We start from the raw sequence: 13,733 nt of genomic DNA, 5'->3' as shown, positions 1-13,733 counted from the left end.
TCTTCACTCCTTATGCATACCATTAGCATCATGTTGTAACATAAAGTTTAAGATATTAATAAAAGCATACAACAGACCTTCCGGGTTTTCCGTCATTGGGGATGAATCCCTGTACCTATATTTAATTCTTGCTGACTCTCCATCCACATCGACATGGAAATGTATAAACTTGTTCACACCCGTATCTCCCAAATGGCTTGCCGTAGAGAAATAGGGAATGCGATTATTGGATTCCTGCGCGAAGGCTGCCATCTGAACCGGATTCATGCAGCTGTTTCGAACGCGTACGAACAATTCTTCCTGACTAGTCATATCGCTGAGGTCAAGCTCTACGGGTATAGGGCTCTGATTCGGATGCAAGCCTGCAAGGACAATGACTTTATCCTCTGTTGCGAACTCCGCATACGAGTAGATAAAGATCGACAGCAGCAGCTCTTGTACGGAAAGTCCATTCCTTGCCGCCGGTTGAGCTAGCCGATCCCAATTCACCTCTGAAAGTGTGATATCTGTCACCATTGGCCCTTCCTCTTGACCGTCTAACTCCGCAACAGCTTGTGCAAGTCCCTGTTGGATAAATTGCGATATTTCAGCGACGGTTGGATAAGCGAACAGATCAGCCACTCGAATCAGGTCAGGGTACTTTCCATCCAATTGGATCTGGATTTGGACAACGAGAAAGGAATCACCACCGATGTGGAATAAATTTTCGCTCACGCCTAGTTTCTGTAACCCCAACACTTCTTTGCATACCGCAGCAACATCCTCCTGAATTGCTGTAATCGGCGGAACATGGGATAACTCGGATGCCATTAGCTTCTCCGTCGGTTGTTCTATGTGCCTTACGGCCGGTAAGTTCGGGTGTGAACGACTGGTTTCCATGCGACTTGGTCCTCCAATTTCAGATAAAGTTGCGTTCGGATGGCCCAGGAGTCGTTTAATCATTCTGATGTAATCATCACCTATGTTGCGAATCGTATCTTCCGAGAACAGTCTCGTACAGTATTGCAACTCAACGCTTAGTTCCGAATCGATTTCCGTCACTTGCAATGTAAGGTCAAACTTAGAAACGTTTACCTTCGGTTCGACAGGCGAAATGCGCAAATTTCCAATCTGATATTCGGATTGCGATTTCTGTTGCATAGCGAAGACGGTGTCGAATATAGGGTTTCGGCTTAAATCTCGCTCAAGATGCAGTTTCTCGATAAGCATCTCAAACGGATAACTTTGGTTGTCGAGCGCTTCCACGGTGTTCAGCCTGATTTCATTTAGAAAATCTATGAATAGCATTTCTTTTCGAACCGTATGGCGCAAAGGAAGCATATTGATGAAGACCCCGACGGTGCTCTCAATTTCCGAGAGCGTTCTCCCCGAGACTGGCGTACCTATGACGATATCCTCTACACTCGAATGGTTATGCAAGAGCACATAATAGAGCGCAAGGAGTGTCATAAATACCGTTGCCCCCTGCTCCTCCGCCAATCGTTTCAGCCGCTCGGTAGAACGAGCATCCACGTAGAAAACAATGGTATTTCCTTCAAAGCTTTGGACAGACGGTCGCGGATAATCTGCAGGCAAATTCATCATCGGCACAGGCCGTTCGAATCGGCTTAACCAATACTGCTCCTGCTTACGAAACGCTTCAGATTTCATCCAATTTGCCTGCCAAACGGAATAATCACTGTATTGGATCACCGAATTTATGACCTCTTCTTGGTGGTACAGCCTGAAGAGTTCTTTCATCATGATGGCTACGGACAATCCATCGGCGATCAAGTGATGCATATCGAAGAGCACGAATGCGTTGCGATCATCAATGATTCCGACTTTCATACGGAACAAGGGCGCATTCGCAATATCGAACGGTTGAATAAACTCGGAAATGACCCGCGAGATTTCATCCTTCTCCATCATGGATACTTCTACATCAGGAAGAATATCAGACGCGATGAGCTGCACCACTGTCCCATTGCGGATGCCAAACGATGTGCGAAGGACCGAATGCCTCTCCATCAGCTTTCCAAAAGCGGATACGATGCGACTTGGTTCCAACGGTCCGCGGATGGAGAAGACTGCGGGAATGTTGTAAGAGACCGAATTACGTTCCAAATGATGCAGCACATACAGTCTTTTTTGCCCTGAAGTAAGCGGATAATAAGGCATATCCCCAGATCGCTCGATGGATCGAGAAGCAACCTGATGCTCCTTCTCTATGACATTGGCCAGCCTCTGGACTGTCGGGTTCTGAAACAATTCGCTGAGCCTCATATCCACATGAAATTCTTTGTTGACTCTCGCAATCATCATTCCTGCGTTCAGGGAGTGTCCGCCGTGTTCGAAGAAATTCGCATCCGGAGCGACGGCGTCCAGGTCCAGTACGCTACGCCATATGCTCATCAACCTTCTTTCCGTTTCACTGAGAGCGGACGGCGTCGGTTCGTCGTGCTTGGATACTTCCGCCAGTAAGGCCTTGCGGTCAATCTTTCCGTTCGGCGTCATCGGGAGACAATCCAAAGCCACAAACTTGGAGGGGATCATATACTCCGGCAATCCCTTCGCCAGCTCTTGGCGAACTTGCGGAGCGCCTAAATTCTCATCCGAGACGATATAAGCGCAAAGGAACATATGGCCGGATCGGTCTTGCCTCGTAACGACGGCCGCTTCTCTTATCGAAGTTACCTCTAAGAGCGCTGACTCGATTTCTCCGATTTCGATACGATATCCTCTTATCTTTACTTGGTTGTCATTTCGTCCCAAATGCTGAAGTTCACCGTTAATCGACCATTTAGCTAGATCTCCGGTTTTGTACAGTTTCGTACCTGGCTCAAACGGGTTATTAACAAATTTCATCTCCGTCAGCTCCGGCTTGTTCCGGTATCCCCTCGCGACGCCAGTTCCTCCGATACATAACTCTCCGACAAACCCTGGAGGCAGCAACTGACCGTCTTCACTCAGAATATAGATCGATGTATTGGAGATCGGTTTTCCGATTGATATGGCTGTACTTTCGGTTAGATCCTTCATGGTGGACCATATTGTCGTTTCCGTCGGTCCGTACATGTTATAAATTTTCGCTGCGGTCAGCGTTTTCAACTGCTTCAATACTATCTCCGGGAAGGGCTCTCCGCCGATCAAGATTTCAGATACATGCTTCAGGCAAGCGGTATGCCCCGAACGCAGAAGCAAGGCCATGCGGGACGGAGTCATTTGAAGCATATCCACACCCTGCTTTCCTATCTCGTCGGCAAGCAGTTTGGGATCCAGTTGCACTTCCTCGCTCGCCATTACGATCTTCATGCCGCGTGTCAAAGGCAACACCAACTCTAGGAAACTGATGTCGAATGACACTGTAGTGAGAGCCAAAATTGACTTACCTGTCAAAAAGTCTATCTGGTCGGTCATGCCGTAAATAAAATTGACCGCGGACAGATGCTCAATCATTACGCCCTTCGGTTTGCCCGTGGAGCCCGAAGTGTAGATGATATATGCAAGATCATTAGGCATGGAGGAATATGCCAAAACCCCATTCCGGTCGGCATCCTCTCCATGCCATGTATCGATATTGCAAACGATGCACCCCTCCGGTAAACTTACATCCAATGAAGACTGCGTCACGATGAACCTCGCGCCGCTGTCTTCCAGAATATACTCGACCCGGTCTCTAGGATAATTCACGTCGATAGGCAAATATGCTGCTCCCGATTTAAGAATGCCCAGAATAGCAACCACCGCTTCTGTGGTTCTACCCATAGCCAATGCAACCAGATCCCCCCGACCTGCTCCGTTCCGCTTTAACCAGAGCGCCAATTGGTCGGATCGCTCCTCAAGCTCCCCGTAAGTAAGGGATTGTTCTCCGTTAACGACCGCTACAAGGTCGGGTGTACGAAGCGCTTGTTCATGTACAAGCTGATGCACGGTTTTCCCGTTAGGAAATGCTGCCTTCGTATCGTTAAAATCCTCTCTCAACTTTTTCATAAGGGTGGCGGGAACATATTGGATGTCCCTCATGTTAACGTCCGGGTCACGCAAAATCTCTTCAATGAGGTGTGCGAACATACTTACCAGCTGAATAACGCTCTCCCGATGGAATAAATCGGAATTATATTCTACTCTCGCTTCGATCTGTCCGTCCGAGTCTTTGCATAACAAGCTCAAGTCATACTGACTATACCTTTCATTCGGTTGCGGAATGTGATCATAATATTGAAACATGGTTGTAAAGATTGGACTTCGACTTACATCGCGCTCCGGATTGACTTTGGTAACCAATCGTTCAAATGGATATCTGCCATGCTTGTAAGCCTGTAAGCTTTGTTGCTTTACGTGTTCGACTAACGATTTGAAGGGTTGGTTATCGCTGAATTTGATTCTGATGCACAGGACGTTCATAAACAACCCAATGACATGCTCAAAATCGCTTCCTGTTCTTCCGGCTGACGGACATCCTATGATGATATCTGAATCCCCGCTAATCTTGTTAAGGAATATGCCGTACAAAGACAACATCAGCATATATGGGGTTACATTGCATGATGCGGCAAGTTGCTTCAAGGATTCCGTTTGTTCTTGGTCGAACGTATGAAGCAAATACCCACCATTATAAGTCTTTACAGGCGGCCTCGAGTAATCTATCGGCAGGTTTAGCATAGGCAATGGCTTGGCTATCTGCTGTTGCCAGTAGACTTCTGACTCTTGGAATTCCGAACTATTTAGCCACTGGTTCTGTACACGAATCCAATCGGCATATTGATAAGCCGGGTCCTGCAAGCGAAGCGGTTTCGATTCCCTTAGCGAGTCATAAACGTTTAGCAATTCGTTGAATAGCAGGTTGCTGCTCCATCCGTCCGTAATTAAATGATGCACGTTAAAAAATAAATGATAGCTGGTATCTTCAAGCTTAAATAAGGTTACCTGGAATAGGGTACCGAACAGATCCATAGGCTTGGAGCATTGCTGTTCCACCATCTCCAATTCAGATTCCTTAGGGTTCGATCGGTCGGACAAATCAATGAATTCGAATACTTCGCCGACATCCAAAGCGAAATATTGCCATGGCTCCCCATCCTTCTCTACAAATCGCGTACGCAAGGCATCATGCCGGTGCACACATATGTTCAAAGCTTCCTTAAATCGCTCAACGTTCATCTCGTTCTGAATCGGAATATTGGTGAACAATTGGTATGCGGTCATTTCTGGATCAAACTTTTGTAAGAACCATATGCGTTGTTGTGCTAATGACAGCTCAAATAACACCTCATTCGCGTTGTCACCCGCAACGGGATGTTGGTGTTCGCTCGTTTGTTTATGGTCGAGATATTTTGCTAATTCATGGACGGAAGGGTATTCGAACAAATCGACGATATCCACTGTGATCCGACAATGCTTTGTAATATCGTTAACAATCCGGAGCGCTAAAATAGAATCCCCACCAAGCGCGTAAAAGTTGTCATGCACATTAATGGTGGACGTGCCCAATGCTTGACCCCACACATTCGCTACGATTCTTTCCATATCGGTGTAATGCACATCCGGCTTCCCTTCAAGCTCCGTTTGCTTCCAACCTAACAAATTGTTGCTCTTCACGGCTGCGCTTACCGTTTCCTTGTGCGTTAAGGATGCGATAACCTCGTTCGTTACTCGAATCGAATTGGAGGATTGAAGGATCGACAAGCTCTCGGGCCGCAATGTCCCCGCAATGACCCTTCCTGCTTTCAAGCTAAGAGATTTTGCAAAATACGCAAGTCCTTCTTGGGTCGTCAATGTATGGAATATACCATCCTGACTTCCACCAAACCGTTTCGCCATTCCCACTTCGGACCACGCTGCCCAGTTGATGGCATAGGTGTTTCCGCATATACGGTTTCGATAAGCCTCAAAAGCATCAAGAAACCGATTAGCCGCGGTATAATCCCCTTGTCCTGCCGCACCAATAATCGACGTTACAGACGAGAACATGACGAAGAAATCAAGTTCTTCTTGACGAGTGAGTTCATGAAGAATCCATGTGCCATAAACTTTAGCATTCAACGCTTCGTGGTATTCCTCTTCGTCCCGTATGACTGCAAAACCATTTCCTGCGACACCGGCGGTATGCACGATTCCTCGAAGGGGGCCGTGTTCTGACTGCAAATTTCGCAAGACCTCTCTCATTTGCTGCTCATCCGCAACATCTGCCGCGCAATAGACGATTGTCTTACCGAGACGATCGAATTGATCAAGGATCTCCATTTTTCTTGCCCGCTCGACCTCATCGGCTGTACGGGCTTCGTTTGTTTCCCTCGACGGGATCGTCCGGCTTAGAAGCACAATTGCAGCTTGGCTTCGATCAGACAAATATTGAGCAATCTCTAGTCCGATACTTCCAAACCCACCCGTTATGAGGTAATATCCTTCATCCCGGATCAATACTTCGTCGGTGATGCTAGCAGATTGTTCCATTGTATCGAAATACTCCGCATATTTTTTTCCTTCGCGGAAAGCAACGAGATAAGGCGTTTCGATCCCGCTTAACGCTTCCCTCGCGATTTGTTCGACATCCGTATGATGATCAATATCAATTCCTCTGCAGTGAATGTTGGGATGCTCTTCGCAGATAACCCTGCCCAATCCTAACAACGTAGCGCCACCAGGCATTAGAACGGATTCCGTGCCCGTTACTTCATGAACATAGTCGGATATGAGCACAAGGTCAATTTCCTCTCGGATTCCTCCGTTAACCAGAGCTTTAGTCAAGCGGTACAAGCCCGTGAACCCTATTTCTTGCTTGTGGCGGAGGCTAGCCAGCGAGTCATTTTCGTCTGCGTTGCCGATTGTTGCCATATAAATAATTCGGCGGACTTTGCATTCCTTGACCCATCGAACGACGTGATCAAATCCTTCGACATCTGCAGGCAGTATATAGTTGCGCGCATCGGTCTCTTCGTAGCGGTCTCCGAGAACGGCCGTAATGACGCATCCCCCCAGCTTTTGAATGGCGTCAGCCGCATCATCCGATACCACACCTTCGCCCTTTAGAATAAGCGTTGTCTCATCGGGCTGCATTACAATCGGGGAGTGACGAGTGTGCTCTTCCCTCCATTCCATGCGATAGAAGGATGGCGCTGACCGATTCATGTCCATCTGCTTGCGGTCTTGACCCTGGACGCGTTTCGTAGTGAAGCCCTCGATTGCGACCAAGATATGCCCATCAGGATTGCAAATCGTTACATCGTACCTGCGGACATCCCGATTGTCTGGATTGGCCTGCACGATTCTGCTTATGCAACGGTCTGGCAGTGAACCGATAATGGAGACTTTCTTATAGAACAGGGGAATAAAATTCCCATCCTGTCTATTGAAATCCGATGTCGCCATATCTAACAGCGCTGGATGCAACGCAAATTCCTCTATATCCTTCCGGTATTCCTCTGGCAATTGAAGCGAGACGACAGCTTCCTTCTCCATCCGATGGACATGCTGAATGTTATTCCACCGGGGACCAAATTGAATCAGACCATTCTCCGGTACGATAGGATTCGGTTCACTTTCGCGAATCGTTTGTACCATTGTCTGCAGATTACCTGTATGTTTGTCCGATGTTGCCTCAATGGAATGGTCAAAGAACAGCTCGCCAACCGCATGTACGCTCCATGGCGACTCGACTGCAGGGCCATCGTTAAGCTTGCTGGCGATCCTAAAGGTATAGTTACTACCTTCTCTTCGCACCAACGTGTGGACACATTTATTTTCATCAGCCTCTACCGATAACGGGATGAGGATTTGTACATTTTCCATCCTTGTTACAGGATATCGCAAGCTTCGCTTTCCAGCTTGTAGTGCCATTTCCAGATAAGCCGTACCGGGTATTATGCACGTGCCAGCCACGCGGTGTTCGCTCAGTATCCAGTGAGCATCAACCGACATCGAAGTCTCATATATCCATTGATCTTCCGTTTCAGCCAACAATTCACCGATTAAAGAAGAGCCTATTGCAAGTTTCGATCCCCTGCCGGATGAATAAACTTGAGATTCGATCGGTACCCAAAACTTGATAGACTCGAACGCATAGGTCGGCAACCGTACAATTTTTGCCTCGTCCGCATGATACAGCAACGACCAATCGATATCCGCACCAAGGCAATATTTATGGCACAGGGCATACAAGACTGTTCGTTCTCGATTATTTCCACCGCTACCGGACAGAAGCGCAGTTGCTTCCGCGCTCAGAATGCGCTGCTCATCCTCCGTAATTTCCCCTACCGACTTGATTTCTTTATTGAACACGAGTTTGAATGAACCGTAAAGTCGTCCTTCCCTGTTCCCCCAATCGGCACGCTGCATAAATTCTCGCAACGAATGAAGCAGATCCTCGACACTCTCCACGACTAATGCTAAACGGTAGTTGAAGTGGCCGCGCCCTCTGCTTGCCGTATAGCAAATATCAGAAATTCGCAATGTCGGATTATTCGTTAGATGCGCGATATACTTTTCGACAGTACCTCGCAAGGAATTCAGCGATTTTGCAGAAAGCGGGAACACATGCATCTGATGGTGGGATTCGCCCTCTTCTTCGGCACGAATCGGCGCCTCTTCCAGTACGACATGGCAATTCGTCCCGCTAAATCCGAAAGAACTTACCCCGCATATGCGAGGATTCTCCCCAGTCTGCCAGTCTCTCAATTGGTCGTTTACGAAAACCGGAGAACTCACAAAGTTGATATAAGGATTAGGGCTTCCGAAGAACAGTGAAGGTGGCAGTTTCTTATTGATAAGGCATAATGCCATCTTGATGACGGAAACGATTCCCGAAGCGCCGTTGGAATGACCGATATTGGTCTTAGCGGAGCCTATTGCACAGAATTGCTGTTTATCCGTATGCTTCCGCATCGCTTGCGTGATTCCTTTAATTTCAATCGGGTCACCAAGCTTAGTTCCCGTACCGTGAGCTTCCAGGTAACTGATCGATTCTGGTGACACGCCAGCGACTTCCCATGCACGCAACAACAATTGAGCCTGAGCTTCGGCGCTCGGTGCGGTAATTCCATTGGATGCACCGTCATTATTCACCGCGCTTCCCTTTATCACCGAATAGATAAAATGATTCTTCTTCAACGCCTCTTCCAGCGGCATTACACATACGGAAGCGATTCCTTCGCTCCAGACGGTTCCGTCCGCGTCTTTGTCAAAGGTTCTGATCTGGCCGCCGGCAGAGTCCACTACGCCATCACCTGCAGGGTTCAGGAATAAACTGACTCCGCCAACCAATGCTGAATCGCATTCTCCGCTGCGAATATATTGGCATGCTGTATGCAGGGCTACCAGACTGGAAGAACAGGCACAGTCAATGACCATGCTCGGTCCATGCAGATCGAGAATATAAGAAATTCGGCTTGCCAAAATTCCCGTGCTTGCCCCAGTCTGCACGAGTGGGTTGTCCTCCGTAATTAACCGCGAATATTCGGGATAATCCGTACTTTCCATGCCGACGAATACGCCGATCGACTGATTCCTAGGATGCATCCCCGCATCTTCCAATGCCTCCCAAGCGGATTGTAAAAATAACCGTTGGCTCGGATCCATTAACTCTGCTTCTTTGGCAGAAATCCTGAAGAATGCCGGGTCGAACCCAGCAATATCGTCCACATAACCGCCGACCCGGAATGGATCGGCTTGATTCAAGACAGCGATGTCTTGAATTCTGGAGTTAGGGAACATTCCCACCATGTTCTCCTCATGACACAGCCGCTCCCAGAACTGATCAGGATTTTTGATACCCGGAAGTTTGCAGGAAATTCCGACAATCGCAAGCGGTTTTCCTGCCGACTCTTCGTTCAGCCTTTTTGTCTTCAGTTCTTGAAGCATCGCTTTGGCTTGCTGTTTGGACAATTGCTTCTCTGAGACCTGAGATAAGATGTACTTCTCTATTTGTTTCATCAGTCAATCCCCCTTGGAAAACAGATCCAGTGCTTCGTCGAATGTTAAACTCCCGTCCTCAAGGCCGTCCAGCAGTAAGTCCAGCGGGTCCTCTTTTCCTTCCTGCTCCTTGTTGCTTTTGCCGTCGATATGCTCAGCGATTCGAGCGATGCTGGGGTAGGAATACAAGTCGGCAATGTCCATCATTCCGGGATAACTTCTTTCCATCTGGTTAATAAACTCCACTGCTAGCAGTGAGTTACCGCCAATTTCATAGAAGTGATCATGAATGCTTATCTCCTCGATTCCCAAAACATCCGTAAAAATCTTCGCAATTTGCTTTTCCGTATCCGAATACCCTTGTGCACTGCCTGACAACACCGTCTGCCTAGCAGGCGCAACGCTTGCGTCTGGCTTTCTCTTGCCGGCACCCTGAACTTCCACCGAAACTTCAATAGGCGCGAGATCATGATGCGTGAGCAACGGGTGGGTCATATTCATACTCCCAATGATGACTTGACCACGGTAACTGGACAACGCATGTTCCATTGCCGCGATTGCTTGCACAGGGAGAATAGGGCTGAATAGATGCTCCCCTTCATTATCCAGTGCTCTCCCCATCCCTATATCCTTCCACGCAGGCCAACTGATTGATATGACTTGACCAGAAGCATCGCCTTCTTGTGACGCAACCGCGTCCAAGTAGGCATTTGCCGCCGCATAATCGCTATTCCCGTATAAGCCCATCAGTGAAGCGACCGAAGAAAACAGTACCATGAAATCGAGTGGTTCTTGTGACAACACACGCTTCAATGCCCAAGTCCCTTGCACTTTGGGACGCAGTACCTCCTCCGCCTCCAATAGCTGCCTGTCTTGAATCAACGAAGGAGCCGCTACCCCCGCACAATGAAATACCCCATCTACCTTGCCGAATTGCTCCCGCCATTGGGAGTAATGCTCCGATAACGCTTGCGAATCAGCAATATCGAATTGAAATAGGTGTACTTGGCTACCAAGTCCCTCGATTTCTTGGATCTTGGATCGTTTGGTTTTGATTCGCTCGAGTCGCGTGCTCGAATCCGTACCAGCTTCTTGTAGCGAGGAGCGGTTGACAAGCAATAGTCGGACTTTCTTTTGTTTGGCAGCCCATGTTGCCACCTCTAGAGCGACATCCCCCAAACCGCCCGTGATGAGATACACGCCGCCGTCCTTAAGAATTTGCTTCTGAGCAGGCACGAATGCCGCTGCTTCGATTCTTTGAATAAAACGTTCACCGTTGCGATAAGCAACCGAATATGTGCTTCCCTTATAAGAAAGTTCGCTAATTATATCTGCAATATTATAAAGATCATCGATATCCAGGCTTCGGCATCTAATATTCAAATGTTCCTGACCAACGGTTTTCCCAAAGACAATATAAGAGGAGTGTTCCGGCGTTACGTTCTCCGTTCCGGTAACCCTATTAGCCTGTTTGGTAATGAGCACAACATCCATCAACTGCTTTCTCTCTGCTACGACGAGTGCCTGTACCAAACGGAAAAGGCTGTTTAAACCCGATAGGTCGGGCTCCGATAGCAGCTGTGCTGAGGAAGTGCGCTCATACCAGCCTCCCAAATGTATGATTTGATCAATCGATTTTTCTCCAATTTGCTGTAATAAGTATAGATATCCTGCATCTGTGTCCATGAATCCATATGATCCGTTGCCGTAACTTTCGTTCCGTTCTGCTACGACTCCTTCAACCACATCCAGCCCTGCCCGCCTCAACAGTTTTGCGACCTCGCCAGCAAGTCGATCGCGCATCATTTCGGGCTGCCCGAGTATCAATATGCACCCTCCGCGATGGACCGCATTTCTGCCAAGCCGGTGCTCTTTGACCCATTTCACTTGGTAATAGCCAGTTTGTGCTGCCCAATTCGACTGCACGGCATCCATGCTTCTAAGCCAATGCCGCTTTCTTTGGAATGGGTATGTTGGAGCATTGACCGTGCGTGTCCCCTTCCCTTTTTGTAGCTCTCTCCATTTCACTTTCGCTCCGCGAACATATAACAGCCCTAGATCGAATAGCTTCGAAGGGTCAGCCTTACCCGTCTTCACCAGTTGCGCAATGAGTTGGTCTGCTTCCTTCGATATCCGATGCAGCTCCTCCTCGCTGATATGCGTTGAATCGGCTGTACCCCGAACACTGCCCAGTTTATGTTCGGAATAACGGCTCAATTCCCCGGCAGTTAGCTGCAGATCATGGGCAAGGGCACTCCGTAAACATGACTCCAGTTCCGTCTGATTTCGAAATATCACGAAATATCGGTGCGAATAATGTTCTCTTGTCGCGTTAGCCGTATAGCAAAGATTGTTGATCGAGATATTATTATCCTCTTGCAACATATCGATATAGAGAGCAATCGATTCCATCAGTGCTTTCTTGCTTTTGGCTGATAAAGCAATGAGATGCATCTGGTTGTCTTTTTCTGTCTGTGCGGCATCTGAAACGTATTCTTCGAGAACCATATGGCAGTTTGTGCCACTTAACCCGAATGAACTGATTCCGCATCTGCGTAGCGTACCGATCGGCTCCCACGGCATGAAACGGTCGTTAACATAGACAGGGGAGCCCTCGAATTCTACCTTTCGATTAGGCCTTTGGAAATGGCACGTAGGAATAAGAACTTTATTCTGAAGCATAAGAACGGCTTTGACAAACCCCGCTATCCCCGCAGCCGTATCCAGATGCCCCATATTCGACTTAATCGAACCGACTGCACAAAATTGCTTACGTGAAGTGTAACGCCGAAAAGCTTGTTCAATCGCTGCAATCTCAATGGGATCTCCTAATTTCGTCCCGGTCCCATGTGCTTCTATATAGCTGATCGTCTCTGGCACCACGCCCGAAAAAGCCCAAGCACTCGTAATAACATCCGCTTGCGCCTCCAAATTAGGAGCTGTAATACCCATCGAAGCTCCATCTTGATTTTTGGCACTCCCTTTTACTACGGCATATATGCGATCACCGTCTTGAATGGCTCTCCGCAATGGTTTCAGTACAACGGCAGCGACTCCTTCCCCAAGTCCGATACCGTCCGATAAATTGTCAAATGTTCTGGTTCTGCTGTCCGAGGATTCAATCCCAATCTTGGCATCGCTTTCTATTGGCGTAAGATGAATTTTCACGCTGCCCGCTATCGCCATATCACATTCGGCATTCCGAATCTCTTGACAGGCGGTATGGATTGCAACCAAGGAAGAAGAGCACGTTGTATCGATGAGCATGCTTGGGCCTCTTAAATCCATCAAATAAGAGATTCGGCTTGCAATGATTGCCTGTAAATTTCCAGGCGTTGCGACAGGCAACGATTCAGGCTCGAAATCTTCAATGAGCTCCTTATACTTCGTGCCTTCGTTAGAATATCCGACATATATACCGGTCTTGCTTCCCCTAAGCCTCTCTACCCCATACCCCGCATCTTCAAATGCAGTCCAAGCGGTTTCCAGAAAAATTCTCTGGTTCGGGTCCATAAGATTAGCTTCCTGAGGAGAAATGTTGAAAAATTCCGAATCGAATAGGTCGATCTGGTTCAGGTATGCCATTCTTGCATAGGCTGCATCATCGAGAGGCATATTCTTTAATTGAAAATACCGTTCGATCGTCTTCTTCCGGCTGTCTGGGATGGATGTAATACAGTCCATGCCTACAGTCAAATTTGACCAAAATTGCTCCAAATTATTAGCGAGCGGAAACCTGCCCGCCATTCCGATAACAGCTATTGGTTCTTGTTGAAGAGAAGATTCGGACTCATATACTTCAAAGCTAGCCTGATTGTCTTCTTGAAACAATTTCTTCACACTTA

2 protein-coding genes are annotated in these 13,733 nt (G+C 47.9%); both read right to left on the bottom strand.

Features of this window, described 5'->3' with window-relative positions:
* Positions 1–3: 3 nt before the first annotated feature.
* Entirely contained in the window at positions 4–9,909 is a 9,906-nt protein-coding gene (locus EC604_RS14675) for a hybrid non-ribosomal peptide synthetase/type I polyketide synthase (protein WP_123064868.1), read from the bottom strand.
* A gap of 3 nt (positions 9,910–9,912) precedes the next feature.
* Positions 9,913–13,728 (bottom strand): SDR family NAD(P)-dependent oxidoreductase, encoded by a 3,816-nt coding sequence (locus tag EC604_RS14670; RefSeq protein WP_123064867.1) that lies wholly within the window; start codon positions 13,726–13,728, stop codon positions 9,913–9,915.
* Positions 13,729–13,733: the final 5 nt, after the last annotated feature.

The organism is Paenibacillus amylolyticus (assembly GCF_003719335.1).
Lineage (GTDB): Bacteria > Bacillota > Bacilli > Paenibacillales > Paenibacillaceae > Paenibacillus > Paenibacillus amylolyticus_D.
Note: the sequence above shows the minus strand (reverse complement) of the source record. Positions and strands in the feature narration are given on the sequence as shown.

Bases quoted from the DNA above. Each gene is read 5' to 3' on its own strand.
- EC604_RS14675 (WP_123064868.1), bottom strand. From the start codon at position 9,909: ATGAAACAAATAGAGAAGTACATCTTATCTCAGGTCTCAGAGAAGCAA.